The organism is Photobacterium sp. TY1-4, from assembly GCF_025398175.1.
Classification (GTDB): domain Bacteria; phylum Pseudomonadota; class Gammaproteobacteria; order Enterobacterales; family Vibrionaceae; genus Photobacterium.
In genome coordinates, this window is sequence record NZ_CP099735.1 from 1,478,770 (window position 1) to 1,493,570 (window position 14,801).

The window sequence follows — 14,801 nt, forward strand, 5'->3', positions numbered from 1 at the left end:
GAGGTTCGGCTCAGGAGCACGAGCCGCAGCAGAATCCCGGCTCACCATGTTTTCCTTTCTTCTGCTCGTTCTCGTCGGCGTGCTGATGCTGAACCGCATCATCAGCGGCGGTGTGTTCAGCCGTTGCTTGCTCGGGTTGGGTGTCTTCTTTTTTGAAAATCTTTTTCACTGAGAATGTCATGCGGATCTCCTTACGGTGGTTTTAATGTTTCATATGAAATGCATGTTAAGGTTTGTTCGGAAGACAGTCAATGCGTATGGCGGTGCGGGAACGTCGTAACACTGTTTTTTGTGACTGATGGGGTGATATCACGCCTTGAGAGCGTCGCTTCAGGGCATGAGACATTTGACTCAAAGTCTGTATGTATATACAGTTCGTTTCAGATGTGAAATTTAGATCTGCTTTGGCAATCTGAAGGGAAGACATGGGATTGGAACAAGGAGAGAAGATGATACTTAAGCATATCGATGGCTTTGAGGTGAGGGGATTTTCAGTCAGAACCACCAATGGCGATGAAATGAATCCATCGACAGCCAAAATCGGCCAGCTTTGGGAAACGTTTTATGCCCAGGCTTATCCTAAGTTAACGGCTGGATCGAACGTCTACGGTGTTTATACCCACTATGAATCTGATTTTACCGGTGCATATGATGTGATGGCGTGCTCAGACGGTTTGGCTGCTGATGCGCTGAAGGGAGCGGTCGCCACGCAGATTGTGTCCGGGAAGTACCTGACATTTACTGCACAAGGTGAAATGCCCCAGGCTGTTATCAGTTTGTGGGGAACCATTTGGGATTACTTTCGTGCTGATGACTGCCCACACACCCGGGCCTATACGACAGATTTTGAACAATACTTCAGTGTCGATGAAGTCGCGATCTCCATCGCCATTCAATAGCGGAGTCCCTTCATTTGATGCTGATCGCGCATGGGCTCATCGGATTTGATGAGCCTGTGACAACCCCGGGGAAACAGCCGACTAACCATCGATCAGGCACACTTTGCATTTCCTGAATCATCCGCGCCTCCTGCAACGTTGATATTTCGTTATCTTCTGACACGCTTTTTATGCCAAGATGCTGTATTCACCCCTGTTCATTCACTCAATAACAAACAAGCCAGGCCATTGACGCCGGATGGATTGAGTCGAAGTTGTTCTGTCTGTTTACAAGGAAGTAAAGATGAATCTCGCGTTGTTAAGTCTATTTATTCCCACCTTCTTTTTTGTCTCCATTACGCCGGGAATGTGCATGACGCTGGCCCTGACGTTGGGGATGAGTATTGGCTATAGACGCACCCTCTGGATGATGCTCGGCGAAGTGATTGGTGTCGGTCTGGTGGCGGTTGCGGCAGTGCTGGGGATTGCCTCGGTGATGCTGAATTATCCCTGGTTATTTACCCTGCTCAAGTCGGTCGGGGCAGCCTACTTGTGTTACCTGGGAATTTCGATGTGGCAGTCGAAAGGTAAGCTGGCCCTGAGCGAAGACAATACCGAAGTTCAGGCGGGCCGGAATTGGGATCTCGTGATGCAGGGCTTTGTTACTGCGGTGGCCAATCCCAAGGGCTGGGCGTTCATGGTGTCGCTGCTGCCGCCTTTTATTGACAGCAGCCAGCCGCTGGCTTCGCAACTGAGTCTGCTGGTGGCGATTATCCTGTTGTTTGAGTTTATCTGTATGACCATTTACGCCACGGGTGGCAAGGGACTGAAGCGGATACTGGGCCATGCAAAGAACATCCGCCTGATCAACCGGATTTCCGGAAGTTTGATGATGGGTGTGGGCGTGTGGCTGTTTGTGAGCTGAGTCGCTTGTAAGTTGAGTCGCTGTTGAGTTGAGTTGCTTTTGAGTCGAATTGTTGCGCGGCGAGCAGGAAAGCTCTTGAACCAAAAAGCCCTGACCGGAAGGTCAGGGCTGGAATCAAGACATTTAGTCGGCAAAGCGTGCTTGCAGTTCGTTGAGCGCCTTGGTGACGCTCTGATAACCACCGGTTGCCAGGTACCAATCCCGCGGGTTGAGGTAATAGACATGCTTCGCCTGCCAGGCTTTTGAGTTCGCAATCTGAGCATTCCCTGCCAGTGTCTGCGCGCCGATCCCTTCACCGCCGGTTGCTGCACCGCGATCCAGGACCACCAACCAGTCAGGATTGTTGTCCAGAGCTTTGGCAAGACGTTGCTTGCGGGCTTCTTGCTGCGCTTTCGCCGCTTCAGACCCTGGTTTTGCACGCGGCGAAGGGGCGGCCGGGGTGACGACCGGTGCCAGACCCGTGAGATCATACAGCATCCCGAAACGTTCGCCGGGCGCATGGGCGATAATGTGCTCTTTCATCGTAAACAGCACCAGGCCGGTGCCCGGTGCCTGGCCTTTCAGCGATGCTAGGGTCTTGTCCAGTGTTGTATTCAGTTCCTGCGCTTTATTTTGCTTGTCGAAAATCTCCCCCAACAGCGAAATATTGCGCTGCATTCCCGCGACAAAGTGCTGATCGCCCAGGCTTAAATCAATGGTCGGAGCCAGCTGGCTCAGTGCTGGATAGGCACTTCTGGAGCGCCCTGAAACAATGATCAAATCGGGTTGGAGTGTTTTCAGCGCATCATAATCCGGATCAAACAGGCTCCCCACCTTGGCATAGCGCTCGTTTGAATAGCGTTTGAGATAATCAGGCCAGAACGCATTGGCATCCGGCACGTCTGCGGCAGAAACCCCCAGGGCATTCATGGTGTCCAGTGAAGCGAGATCAAACACCGCAACCCGTTTGGGCAGCTGGGCAATCACGGTTGTCCCCTGAGCATGTTCAACCGTTAAAGGGAAGGCGTAGCTGTAACGGACAGTGGAAAAAAGACAGCAGAGTGAGACCAGTAATAAAGACAGTTTTTTCATATCGGATTCCCGGCAAATGCCCTGAACAATAAGGTGTCAGCTTTCAGTTCGTGGTGAAAAAGCAGATCAGGGCGGTTTAGCTGCTTTTCCGGTCATGACCCGAACATACACTTAAATGAAAATGATTATCAAATTCAGGTGTGGATTTAGGCATAAATTCAGCGCAAAGGAAAGGCCGGCTGCTGGAATGCTTCGGACCAGTTATGGAACATCCGGCTGTGTGGGGGCTGAGATGCTGTTAGGCGTCGAAATGCATCAGCCTGGTCCAAAAAACATCAGCCTCAGTCAGACTGAGGCTTATTGGCGTGAGAAGGTACTGCGGGGGCTATTGTGGCTCCTGGAGATGACTTAAGATCACGCTCCATTGGTCATCCAGTTGTTGGTTTGCGATGCGCGGGGTACTGATCCGGTTGAGCACCTCGGTGGTGAGCTGCGCGCTCAGGCGGCTCACGACGCATAATTCAATGACGAGTAGCAGGCCAATCAACAGGATGTGTCCACCTTGTTTAAACCATGTTTGCATGGATGACGCCATAGACAAAATGGTAGGAGTCATACGGTGTCTTGTTTGCCTTTGACGTTTATTTTTCATGATCAGTCGACCTCATCAAGTACGTTCAACGAATTGCGTATATGTAACTTTTGAGGCAGTCTAAGACCTTAACTTAAGTTAAGGTAAAGCGGAAAATGACAAATAATCACAGCCAGTTTGCAATCTGGGTTTCCGTCGGTGAAGTGGCGGAGCGTACCGGACTGAGTATTTCGGCCATCCATTTTTACGAGCGGAAAGGGCTCATCCACAGTATCCGGAATGAATCCAACCACCGTCGTTACCCCCGTGTCACCTTCCGGATTTTGTCGATTGTCCGGGTTGCCCAAAATGCCGGATACACTCTGGAACAGATCAAGGCAGAGCTCAGCAGTCTGCCCGACCGGGCAGCCATCACCAAGCAGGATTGGGGGCGGTTGTCTGCACACTGGCGGGATGACTTGAACCAGAAGATCGAACAGCTCACCTTGCTGCGGGACAATATGACCGAATGTATCGGCTGTGGTTGTCTCTCGATGGAAAAATGCGCCCTGGTCAACCCGGATGACATTCTGTCCCGGCAAGGGCCCGGCCCGCACTTTGTCCCCCAAGAGCCTTCCGAGTAGGTGGGCTATCCGGTTGCTATCACTGCGCCAGGCTGTCTATCTGCTGGTGGAGATCTTCCCATGTTCTTCCCGTCGGTTTGCTTCTACGATTGAAAAGATTCAGGTCATTGAGCCGGGGTGAACCCGGCACTTTCGTGTCTTCTGGAGTGCGTGATGCGATTACCGATGAAAGACAGACGACGAGCCGGTTTGGCTTTGGCCTGAGCCTTGCAATCTTTGCCGGAGCTCAGCGCCCCGCTGGTCCTGGCCACGTCCGAGCCGTTTTATGCCATCAGTTGTTGGTACCGCGACTTTGATCAGGTCAGTGACGAGGAGGTGAGCACCCTGTTGTTGATGTCACAACAAAACCATGGCTAAGCGCTTTCTGCCGGGCGATTTGTTGTGCATCAGAACCAGAAAGCGCCGCTTAATCACCAACCTCGTATGGCATGCTGCCGTTCGATTTGGGCGGGTTTCTTGGTTAATGGACGCAATGCGAGCCGCCCCCCTTAGCCATGAAACCGTTGGTCGGTGTTGCGGGTCAGCCGTTGCAGGTCAGGCGAAATGTTCAGTGCGAATCTGGCTGGCTTAGACAGATCCGCCAACGCCGGCGTCAGTATGGTTAATTGCTGTGTCACCCGCTGACGTAAGGTGTCGAGTGATTCCGGTGTTGCGAGCTGTTTGCCGTTCCGCATGACCGGCTGTAGCAAGGGCTGTCCTTGCTCAGGTATTTCTGTGGCTAAGCAAAGCTGATCATAGTCCAGTTGCCCGTTGTCTTTCAGATGGCGATAAACCTGCTTGCAGCCAGGCCAGGTCGCTTTGCCTTGGGAGCGTTTGCGTCGTGCGATGCCCGCGTATTCCTGGAGCTTATAGGCACAGTTCAGGAAAGGGGCATCTTCCGAGGTCGTCAGGCTGGTACCAATGCCATACCCATCAACCGGGGCCTGTTGCCGGCGTAATTGTTCGATCAGATACTCATCGACACTGCTGCTGACCAGGATCCCGATTTCCGGATGACCTGAGCGATCAAGCAGCGCCCTGATTTTGACGGCTTCCTCCTCCAGAACGCCGCTGTCGATCCGTACCGCCTTGATCGATTTCCCTTCGTGTTTTAACTGCTCCGCCAGTTCGATCACCCGTTCAGCGCCACGGGAACAATCGTAGGTGTCGATGAGTAACACAAGATTATCCGGCTGGCTGGCGGCAAAGTGTTGAAATGCTTTCGTTTCCGAGTCATGAGCCTGAATATAGGCATGCGCCATCGTGCCATAAATCGGAATACCATACTGTTGGCCGGCAAGGACATTGGACGTACCGTCTAAGCCGGCAAGATAACTGGCCCGCGCCGCCAGCATCCCGGCTTCTGCGCCATGGGCGCGACGCAGGCCAAAATCAATCAATCGCTTGTCGGCTGCGGCAAGCCGACAACGCGCGGCTTTGGTGGCGACCAGGATGGGGAACTGCAACAGATTAATGAGCCGTGTCTCGATTAACTGCGCTTCCGGTAACGATGCGGTGATCCGAACCACCGGTTCATTGGCAAAAAACAAGGTTCCTTCCGGCATGGCATCAACTTGCCCGGTAAACCGAAATTTTCTGAGGTAATCAATCAGATTCCGTCGGAAATAGCCGCTGTTGGCCAGATACTCCAGCTCATCCTCGCGAAAGCGAGCCTGTGCCAGAAAGTCCAGTAATTGCGCTAACCCGGCAGCCACTAAAAAGTTGCGTTTGGGCGGCAACTTGCGCACGAAAAATTCAAACACCGCCTTCTCTGCCATCCCATGATCAAGATAGCTCTGGACCATCGTCAGCTGGTAAAGATCGGTTAACTGCGGGCTCTCATCGATGGCCATGTTCTAGCTCCTTTACACCCGTCTCCGTGGATCCGGCCTCTCTCCCGGCGCGTATCGCGAACATCACCGGAATTGAGGATCGCCTTTTGCGTAGCCGACTTCAGTCGAATCACATTCCCCCCTTTCATTTTGTCAGGTCTCGTATTCAAGAATAGGATACCTGCGGATGCGCAGTCCCCCTCTCTGCCAGACTTGTCTATGCTTTTGAAGCGACCATTTTTAATGTTTCGCGAGCCACTGCGGCAACGTGCCCGGCTGATGTTACATCGGAGGAGGTCCTATGAGCTTTCGTCACCTGCTGCTTCCTGTCGCCCCGGAGCAACCGCTGGGGGACGCCTTCCAGGAAGTGTTGAAAATTGCTGATACCCTGTCGTCCAAGGTTACATTGGTCACGGTTATTGAAAAGCTTGATGAATTAAAAGAGATTGCCCAGTACTCCTGCACCGCGTTGGGGCTTTTGGATGAGGCGACGAAATCATCGCATCAGGCCCTGGAAGAGAACGTCCAGTTTTTGAAATCCAAATACCCGAATATCCAGTTTTCAGCGTTTGTCCGGCTGGGGATTCCGTTCATTGAGATTATCAAGGCGGCTGATGAATTTGAGGCCAGCATGATCGTCATTGATACGCATCGCCAGGATAAAACGCAAGCCTGTCAGCGGGGGAGTACCACCCGTCATTTAATGCGAAAATCGGTGCTGCCGATTTGGTCCAGCAGCATGCGTGACGCCTCGATCCGCCGGATTGCCGTGGCGGTCGATGTGTCCTCACCGGAACAGTCTTCCTTTAATGAGAAAATCTTGTCATTGGCTTTAGAGGTTTGCGCCCTGACCGGGGCGGAGTTGATTCTGCTGCATGCTTGGCGCATGGAGCTTGAGGGTTTTTTCCGCCGGTGGGGAAGTTACCGCGAGCTGGATGTCGATTTAATCGCGAAAGACATGCGTACCGACCGTGCGGAACGGATGAAATCCTTACTGGCACCGTATACCCGTTCGCCGGTGAAACAGCAAATGCAACTGCTTGAAGGGGAAGCCAAAGTGGTGATCCCGCGCTTTGTGACGGAGCAGGCGATCGACATGGTGATTATGGGCTCGTTGTCCCGGACCGGGATCGCCGGTTTTTTGATGGGCAACACCGCAGAATCCATGCTCGATAGGCTCACTTGCTCCGTGCTCACTCTTAAACCCGATGCGTTTCGCTCGCCGGTGCTGGCGGGAAAATAAGGGAGCCGACTCGAAAGATTCAGCGTGGCGCCGACGGGTGCTATCGACCTTCGCCGCTGAGTTGCGCGCGGTTGCGGCTGACCAGATCGACCAGAAAGTCAGCCACCGCCCGGGTGCGGCGCGACTGCGCCAGATCCGACTGGATGGCCAGATAAATCGGCTGATCGACCCCGAGATCTGACGCCACACAAACCAACCCGGCCTTCACGGCAAGGAAGTGGGGTAACACCGCCAGTCCGAGCCCGGCTTGGGCTGCGGCGATCTGCGTTGCAACTGAGGTGGTGGTCAATACTGGCTCACGCCCTTGCAGGACTCGCTCGACCCATTGTGCGGCAGGCAGGTGGGACTGCATTTCGTTCCAGGTGATGAAGGCATCCTGATCAAAATTGCCTGAATCGGGATGGATGTCGCGCTGCGTCAGATAGCTCGGGTGGCCGTACAGCCCGTAACCCAGCGAGCCCAAACGTCGGAGCGTGACGTTACCCCGTTCCGGTTTTACCATCCGCAGCGCCAGATCGGCATCGCGTCGATGCAGGCTGACTGTCGCGATATCTGTCACCAGTTCAATCGTAATGCCGGGATACTGTTGGTGAAATTCAGGCAGAGCCGGGAGGATGAGCTCCGTTGCCAGGTTCTCGGCAGTGGCCAGCCGTACTTTCCCTGTCATTTGTGCGTAGGTGGCGACCCCGGAGGTGAATGCCGCGGCCGCCGCTTCCAATGCTTCCGCTTTCTCAAGCAGCCCCGTGCCTTCCTCCGTCAATTGATAGCCTGATTGCTGGCGCACGAATAGCGGCAGGTTGAACGCTGCTTCCAGCCGCTCAATGCGTCGGGACAGGGTGGCAATACCGAGGTTGAGCTCGGAGGCTGCGCCGCTCAGCGTGCCGTGGCGGGCGACTGCAAGAAACGCGCGGGTGTCGTCCCAGACCCAGGATCGCGGCATCTGTTTTTCAAAACTGGAAATCGGGTTACCTAAATCGTTCATTTTTTTCATTACCGGATGGTGCCACGATGTCACTACACGATTCAAGAAAAACGGCAAGAAGAACGAAAAGGAGAACGATGATGGAAAAACGTACACTGGGCGCTAATTTATCGGTTTCGGCCATTGGCCTGGGTTGCATGGGCATGAGTGAGTTTTACGGCCCGCGGGAAGATCGTGAATCGCTGCGGGTCCTTGCACGCGCCGTCGAGCTTGGGATCGACTTTTTTGATACGGCAGACATGTACGGACCGCATCACAACGAGGAACTGCTGGGGCGTTTTCTGGCGCAACAGCAGCAACCGGTTCGCATTGCAACCAAGTTCGGCATTGTGCGCCGCCCCGGTGAGTATCGGCGCAGTCTGAACAATAGTGCGGCATATGCCCGCCAGTCCTGTGAGGCGTCGCTGAAACGGCTTGGCGTAGAGCAGATTGATCTCTATTACGTGCATCGCATCAATCCCGAAGAGCCGATCGAAGAGACAATCGACGGGCTGTCGGCTCTGGTCAAAGAAGGGAAGATCGCCCACATCGGTTTGTGCGAGGTCAGTGCCGACACCCTACGCAGGGCGCATGCGGTCCATCCGATCACCGCGCTCCAGACCGAATATTCCCTTTGGACCCGCGATGTGGAGCAGGACATTTTGCCGACTTGCCGTGAGCTCGGGGTGGGATTTGTGCCTTATTCTCCGCTCGGCCGCGGCTTCCTGACCGGCCGGTTCCAGGACACGGCGGCGTTTGAGGAAGGGGATTTCCGTGCGCATCTGCCGCGCTTTGCCGAAGCAGCAATAGACAGCAACCGCCGGATCGCGGACGTGATTGCCGGCATGGCAGCAGAGAAGGGCTGCACCCCGGCGCAGCTGTCGCTGGCCTGGCTGTTGTCCAAGGGGCCCGATATTGTACCGATCCCGGGGACCAAGAAACTGCGCTATATCGATGAAAATGCAGCGGCGGCACAAGTGACGCTCAGTGCCGCGGAGCAGCGCCAGCTTGAAGCCGCGACCGAACGCCTGCCGGTGATGGGAGCGCGCTATACCCCGGAAGGCATGAAGGGGGTGAATGCATGAGCGACGAGTTTTCCGCGAGCCATGCGGGGCAACCGGCATCTGAGATGGCTGCTCAGAAGACGAGCTGGCGGAACTGGGTTGCCGTGACGGCACTCGGCATTGGCAGCTTCACCATTGTGACTTCTGAACTGGCACCGATCGGGTTGCTTTCCGGCATCGGCGATGATCTCGGGATATCCACCTCACAAGCGGGGCTGATCGTGACGCTCTATGCCTGGATCGCGGCCGCTGCGGCATTGTTCTCGGCGATGGTGTTGTCCCGGGTGCCGCGACGACCGTTGTTGACTGCCCTGATGTTGATCTTGGCGGTGTCCAGTGGTGCTGCCGCGATGGCCGGGTCTTTTCCTGTGTTGATGGGCGCACGGGTGATTGGCGCGCTTTCCCACGGTGCGTTTTGGGTCTCCATTGGTATTGTGAGTACCCAGTTAGTCCCGCCTCATCGGGTTGGCTTGGCGACATCGATTATTTTCGGAGGCGTTTCGGCTGCCAGTGTGCTGGGAGTGCCGCTGGCGAGTCTGATTGGTACCGACGAAGGGTGGCGCACTGCTTTTGCCGCGGTTTCCGCATTGTCTTTCGCGGTGGCGCTCATCTGTGGCATGACGTTGCCGAAGCTGCCCGGGAGCCAGAGTGTCGGTTTTTCCGATATGGGCCGGGTGTTGTCGAACCCACGTTTCTTGCGCATTTTCGCTGCGGCGGTGCTGGCGATCACCGCACATTTCATGGCATTCACCTATATCGAGCCTTACCTTCATGTACAAAGCGCGATCAAGCCTTCATTCATCGCGCCGTTGCTGCTCGCGTTTGGTGGTGCCGGGCTGGTCGCGAATATTGTGACCGGCGGCCTTATCGATCGCAGGCTCAAACAGGTACTCATGTTCTCGCTTTCTGTCGCTTCGGGCGCGCTGTGGCTGTTGTCCTCGTCGGCAAATATGCTCGGGCTTTCGGGGACGGTGCTGATGCTGATCCTGTGGGGTGGGGCAATCGCCGTTGTGATGGTGAGCTTCCAGACCTGGATCCTCAAAGAAGCGGGTGTGGATGCTTTGCCGGCCTCTGCAATTTACGTGGCGATCTTTAATCTCTCGATTGGTCTGGGTGCCGTGATCGGCGCTTTCATCCTGACGTTGGCCGAGCTCTCACAGATCTTTTTTAGCGCAGCCACGGCAACAGCGATGGGGGCGTTCCTGATTGTTCTCATTGCCGCCCCGGCGACTGCGCCGAGTGATCAACAAATGGCATCAGGTTCGGATGGGATAGCGGACACGTGACATACAAGGACGCATGAAAAGCACCTGATATTCTCAGCCTGTCAGTAGAAGGGACGCACTGATCGACCTTTGGGTCAGTGCGTCGTGAGGGGGAGCTGTGGTCTGTCAACGGGCGTAAAACCGGGTGGCGACGATCCGGTGCTTCTGTGGCGCGGTGGTGAGGTTGTCCTCGGTCAGCAGCCGGACAATGGCGCTGACAAACTCGTCTTTACAATAGCCGATGGTGGAGAACCGGTAGCTGCCTAGCTGGGAAAACGGTGTGTTATCAAACCCGAAGATTGCTTGTCGCTCGATCATCGCCGGGCTGGTGGTGCGGAAGAAATCCATTGCCGCCATTGCCATGGAATCTGAGGTGCAGAAGACGCCGAGTCCGTCAGTTTGCGGGATCGGGTGGGACTGCAAGTAGTCCAGCGCCGTTTCATAGGCGTAATCACAGTAGCCGAGCTGAACGAGTGTGATCCCGTGCTGGTGCATGGCCTGGCGGTAACTTTCCACCCGCTGCAACTCGACCTGAGATGTTTCACGGCCACAGAGCAAAATGGCCTGGCGGATCTGTTTGCGCTGCGCCTCGGCAATTGCCTGTTCAATGCCAAGCGATTCGTTGATGGTCACCGACAGGCCCTGCTCGTCTTTCCTGCCGTTCAGCATGATGACCTGATTGGTATAGAACAGGTTGGGGGCTTCGTCGGGTTCGATGAGGTCGGAGAAAATCAGAGCCGCGTCGACGCGGTGGACAAAGGGGTTGCGCTTGATTTCGGCAATATCCTGCTGCGATCGCAGACGGATAAACAGGGTTTGTTTGCCGAGGGCCTGAATGGCCTGGATCAGCGAGTCAAACAGGGTCAGGTCACTGATGTCGGCAATATGGTTGACGACAATGGCGATCAGGCCGGTCGACTTGTTGCTCAGGCTCTGGGCGAACGGGTTCGCGACATAGCCTAAGGTTTCGGCGGCATCTAGCACCCGCTGTTTTTTATCCGCCGAGATCGGGCGGTTCTTTCCGGACAGCGCCCGGGACGCGACGGCTTTCGAGACGCCGGCCAATGCTGCTACATCATCTAAGGTCGGAAGAGAAGGTTTACTGGTCATTGAGCTGTTTCACTACATGATGAATGATCTGAGCGTCCGTGACATCGATAAAGTTATCATTCGCCGAATTGTTGCCCATGACGGCGGCGTCAGCAGGCCGGTTCATTTTGCTAGGTCTTTGTTTTTTACCTGATAAATGTATCTCAGTGGCACCGGTGATATCAATGATTTGCTTTGCATTGTCCCGGTTGATCCCACATCCCGGCATGATGGAGAGCTGGTTGCCTGCCTGTTTGACCAGATCCCGAATGCACAAAGCCCCCTGCTCGGCGCTGGCTTGCAGTCCTGAGGTCAGAATGCGCTCGCAACCGAGATCGATCACCTGCGCCAGGGCGATGGCCGGGTCTGCGACCAGGTCAAATGCGCGGTGAAAGGTGATCCCCAATCCGGCTGCCTGAGCAACCCATTGCCTGACGGCGTGCTGGTCGATTTGCCGGTCTGCGGTCAGGGCGCCGATGACGATGCCATCCACACCGGCGTCCCGGAAATACGCAATTTCATCGCTTATCATCGCCACTTCGTCGGGCGAAAACAGGAAGTCGCCGCTGCGGGGGCGGATCATGGCATACACCGGGATCGGCGCATGCTGAACCGCATACCGGGTCAGCCCGGGCGTGGGCGTGAGGCCGCCGAGTGAGAGGGCGCTGCACAGCTCGATTCGATCTGCGCCTGCGGCGATCGCGGTTTGAAGTGATTCGATGTTATCGACGCAGACTTCTACGTTTATGTGATGCATTTGTTTTTTCACTGCTGTTGGGTGATGATGAGCGCCCTTTCGCCTCAGTGTCGTACATGTGCCGGAACAGAGACGCTGTCAAGACGAAAGGGCCGTTTCAATCGCTGATGACGAGTTTACCAGACGCCAATCAGCGCTGGTGGATTGGCATCATCTCCCCACCATTTATGGTAAGACTTCTCGTAATCGCCGGAGTTGATGTAATCAGAGACGAACATGTCCATCCAACGCAAAAACTCCGGGTCGCCTTTGCGGATCCCGATGGCAATCGGATCATTGGAGTGTAGTCCCGGTAGCGTCGCCAGCCGCTGGTTTTGGGTGGCGAGGTAATCAATCAGCGAGCTGTCTTCAATCCCTGCATCGACCCGTCCCTGGCGCAGCAGCAAAATCCCGTCCGGCGCGAAGTTATCGGTATACACCAGCTTGGCGCCCGGCACCGCCCGCTTCAGGAAGGCTTCCCCGGTGGAGCCCCGGCCGACGACGACTTTCTTGCCGTCCAGATCGGCAAGTGATTGGATCTTCTGATCTTTTTGGTACACCACCCGCAGACCGGCACGGGCGTACGGGAGCGTGAAGTTGACGGATTTTGCCCGGGCCAGTGTGGCCGACATGTTGCCGATCACGGCATCGAGTTGGTCCGAGAACAGCATGGAAACCCGCGCGTCACCGTGAACATCGGTAAAGCGGGGCTCAACTCCCAGTTTTTCGGCCAGGCGGTAGGCCAGATCCACGTCGTAGCCTGCCGGTTGGTTCTTGGCATCGCGAAATCCGATAGGCTCGCCGCCGAGCGAGACGCCGATTTTGATAAACCCGCGCTCGCGGATCTCTTCCATCTTGCCCGCCAGCGCGGCGGTTGAGCTCAGCGCGATCACGCCGCTCAGTAATGTTGCCATTAACGTTTTTAGTTTCATTGCCTTGCTCCCTCGTTAACATTTTTCCGCGATGAACTGCTGCGGCTTTTCCATGGCTGATGTGTAAACCCAGTACTTGATGTCTCCCTCACAACCGACATTGACCACGCGGTAGTTGTCGTCTTTGTCGATGGCATGAATCACCACGCCGGCGAGAAATCCCCCGCGCAGTGCTTTCAAATCTTCGATGGCCATATCCACCGCCTGATGCAGGGAATAGCCCAGTTTCATGGCCATGACGATGGCGTGGGACGTGTTGGCCCGGATGGTCATTTCGCCGGTGTGGGTACAGGCGGCGGCCCCGAACCGGCTGTCGGCGTAGAACCCCGCCCCGACAATCGGGGAGTCGCCCAGGCGGCCGGGATACTTCCAGGCCCAGCCGGAGGTGCTGGTGGCGGTATAAATACTCTGGTTGCGATCTTTGGTGAGAAACACGGTGGTATCGCGCACTTTTTCCGGATCAGTGATCAAGGTATTGAGCTTGGCCAGCGGTCGCTTCGACATGTCCGGGTTTGACTCGCCGGTGATCTCCTGCAGCTTTTTGAACCAGACTTCTTTTGAGTTTTCCATTAGCGGGTTGCTGCATTGAAACCCCATTTCGTCAGCAAAGCGGGTTGCGCCTTCGCCGACTAAGATCTCGTGGTTGAGCTCTTCCATCACTTTGCGGGCGACGCGGGTGACATGAAAATGGTTTTTGACCGCGCCGACGGCACCGGTGCGCAGGGTGTCCCCGTCCATCACCGCTCCGTCAAACTCCATCTCGCCGAGGAGGTTCGGCCAGCCGCCGTAGCCGACGCTGCGGACTTTCGGCTCGGCCTCGACCCGTTCAATACCACAGAGAATGGCGTCCAGGCCGTTCTCGCCGTGGTCCAGCATGTCGGCGGTTTCCTCAATGCCCGGCCAGGCTTCTGAATTCGAAAGAACAATCATTATTTGCTATCCATTTTGTCTAAGAATCGTTGAATGCGGGGATCCTGCTTGCCGCCCTGCTCGGAGAAGAACTGATCTTTGTCCATGTCGACGCGCACCCGGCCTTCGTCCAGAAAGACGATCCGGTTGGAAATCTTGCGCGCGAAAGCAATTTCGTGGGTGACGAAAATCAGGGTGGTGCCGGTATTGCTCGCCAGATCGGCCAGCACGTCCAGCACTTCCGAGGTCATTTCCGGGTCCAGCGCGCTGGTGACTTCGTCGAGCAACAGGCATGACGGATCCATCGCCAGCGCCCGGCAAATGCCGACCCGTTGTTTCTGGCCGCCGGAGAGCTGGGCCGGGTAGGCATCCTGTTTGTCGGCCAGCCCGACTAAATCCAGCAGTTCCTGCGCTTTCTGCCGGGCCTGGGCTTTGGGGATCCCGAGCACTTCCACCGGGGCCAGGGTAATGTTGTCGATCACTTTCAAATGCGGATACAGGTTGAAGTGCTGGAAGACCGTTGCGACGTTTTTTCGGATTTCCGCCAGTTCATTGGCGTTGGTGACGGTGAGTCCGCCGATCCTGATGTCGCCGCCGTTGAGTTTTTCCAGGCCGTTGATACAGCGAATCAGGGTGGACTTCCCGGATCCGCTGGCCCCGAGGATCGAGACCACATCGCCTCGGCGGATGTGGAGCGAAACCCCGTTGAGAATGGTGGCGTTTCCGAAACGCTTTTCGACATTGTCTATCTGAATCATGATC

At 55.7% G+C, this 14,801-nt stretch carries 17 protein-coding genes; 7 read left to right on the top strand and 10 right to left on the bottom strand.

All coding sequences use genetic code 11. The features are described from left to right. Positions 1–10: 10 nt before the first annotated feature. Positions 11–181 (bottom strand): CCGSCS motif protein, encoded by a 171-nt coding sequence (locus NH461_RS23325; protein ID WP_261603344.1) that lies wholly within the window; start codon positions 179–181, stop codon positions 11–13. A 268-nt stretch (positions 182–449) separates the two neighbouring features. Between NH461_RS23325 and NH461_RS23330 the strand changes: the two genes are divergently transcribed. Both NH461_RS23330 and NH461_RS23335 read left to right on the top strand, forming a co-directional pair. After that, the gene (locus NH461_RS23330; protein WP_261604620.1) at positions 450–899 is read left to right on the top strand and encodes a GyrI-like domain-containing protein; all 450 of its coding nucleotides are present in this window, start codon (positions 450–452) and stop codon (positions 897–899) included. A gap of 283 nt (positions 900–1,182) precedes the next feature. Beyond that, a complete protein-coding gene (locus tag NH461_RS23335) occupies positions 1,183–1,803 on the top strand; it encodes a LysE family translocator (RefSeq protein WP_261603345.1) in 621 nt (206 codons plus the stop codon). A gap of 123 nt (positions 1,804–1,926) precedes the next feature. Here NH461_RS23335 and NH461_RS23340 read toward each other — a convergent pair whose 3' ends face one another. Next, entirely contained in the window at positions 1,927–2,874 is a 948-nt protein-coding gene (locus NH461_RS23340; protein ID WP_261603346.1) for a siderophore ABC transporter substrate-binding protein, read from the bottom strand. 325 nt (positions 2,875–3,199) lie between these two features. Beyond that, positions 3,200–3,397: a hypothetical protein gene (locus tag NH461_RS23345; RefSeq protein ID WP_261603347.1), complete on the bottom strand. Its 198-nt coding sequence runs from the start codon at positions 3,395–3,397 to the stop codon at positions 3,200–3,202. A 164-nt stretch (positions 3,398–3,561) separates the two neighbouring features. Here NH461_RS23345 and soxR point away from each other — a divergent pair, with 164 nt between their 5' ends. Together soxR and NH461_RS23355 are read left to right on the top strand one after the other, a co-directional pair. Next, positions 3,562–4,029, top strand: coding sequence for a redox-sensitive transcriptional activator SoxR (gene soxR, locus NH461_RS23350; protein WP_261603348.1), 468 nt, complete (start codon positions 3,562–3,564; stop codon positions 4,027–4,029). A gap of 207 nt (positions 4,030–4,236) precedes the next feature. Beyond that, positions 4,237–4,386, top strand: a complete 150-nt coding sequence (locus tag NH461_RS23355; protein ID WP_261603349.1) for a hypothetical protein — start codon at positions 4,237–4,239, stop codon at positions 4,384–4,386. A gap of 131 nt (positions 4,387–4,517) precedes the next feature. Here the strand turns inward: NH461_RS23355 and NH461_RS23360 are convergent, their stop codons facing one another. Beyond that, positions 4,518–5,861, bottom strand: a complete 1,344-nt coding sequence (locus tag NH461_RS23360) for a nicotinate phosphoribosyltransferase (RefSeq protein ID WP_261603350.1) — start codon at positions 5,859–5,861, stop codon at positions 4,518–4,520. Between the two features lie 280 nt (positions 5,862–6,141). Between NH461_RS23360 and NH461_RS23365 the strand changes: the two genes are divergently transcribed. Continuing rightward, positions 6,142–7,083, top strand: a complete 942-nt coding sequence (locus NH461_RS23365; protein ID WP_261603351.1) for a universal stress protein — start codon at positions 6,142–6,144, stop codon at positions 7,081–7,083. Positions 7,084–7,123: 40 nt separating this feature from the next. Here the strand turns inward: NH461_RS23365 and NH461_RS23370 are convergent, their stop codons facing one another. After that, positions 7,124–8,065 (bottom strand): LysR family transcriptional regulator, encoded by a 942-nt coding sequence (locus NH461_RS23370; protein ID WP_261603352.1) that lies wholly within the window; start codon positions 8,063–8,065, stop codon positions 7,124–7,126. Between the two features lie 77 nt (positions 8,066–8,142). On the opposite strand from NH461_RS23370, the gene NH461_RS23375 reads away from it, so the two are divergent. Further along, the gene (locus NH461_RS23375; protein WP_261603353.1) at positions 8,143–9,129 is read left to right on the top strand and encodes an aldo/keto reductase; all 987 of its coding nucleotides are present in this window, start codon (positions 8,143–8,145) and stop codon (positions 9,127–9,129) included. Next, positions 9,126–10,394: an MFS transporter gene (locus NH461_RS23380; protein ID WP_261603354.1), complete on the top strand. Its 1,269-nt coding sequence runs from the start codon at positions 9,126–9,128 to the stop codon at positions 10,392–10,394. The genes NH461_RS23375 and NH461_RS23380 overlap by 4 nt, the downstream gene beginning before the upstream one ends. A 105-nt stretch (positions 10,395–10,499) precedes the next feature. Here the strand turns inward: NH461_RS23380 and NH461_RS23385 are convergent, their stop codons facing one another. The 5 genes from NH461_RS23385 to NH461_RS23405 all read right to left on the bottom strand — a co-directional run bounded on the left by NH461_RS23385 (position 10,500) and on the right by NH461_RS23405 (position 14,797). Beyond that, complete coding sequence (locus NH461_RS23385) at positions 10,500–11,483, bottom strand: LacI family DNA-binding transcriptional regulator (RefSeq protein ID WP_261603355.1); 984 nt, start codon at positions 11,481–11,483, stop codon at positions 10,500–10,502. Continuing rightward, a complete protein-coding gene (locus NH461_RS23390; protein WP_261603356.1) occupies positions 11,473–12,219 on the bottom strand; it encodes a copper homeostasis protein CutC in 747 nt (248 codons plus the stop codon). Before NH461_RS23390 ends, NH461_RS23385 begins: the two co-directional genes overlap by 11 nt. A 116-nt stretch (positions 12,220–12,335) precedes the next feature. After that, entirely contained in the window at positions 12,336–13,130 is a 795-nt protein-coding gene (locus NH461_RS23395) for a transporter substrate-binding domain-containing protein (protein WP_261603357.1), read from the bottom strand. Positions 13,131–13,145: 15 nt separating this feature from the next. Beyond that, entirely contained in the window at positions 13,146–14,060 is a 915-nt protein-coding gene (locus NH461_RS23400; protein ID WP_261603358.1) for a N(4)-(beta-N-acetylglucosaminyl)-L-asparaginase, read from the bottom strand. Next, complete coding sequence (locus NH461_RS23405; RefSeq protein WP_261603359.1) at positions 14,060–14,797, bottom strand: amino acid ABC transporter ATP-binding protein; 738 nt, start codon at positions 14,795–14,797, stop codon at positions 14,060–14,062. The genes NH461_RS23400 and NH461_RS23405 overlap by 1 nt, the downstream gene beginning before the upstream one ends. Positions 14,798–14,801 lie beyond the last annotated feature (4 nt).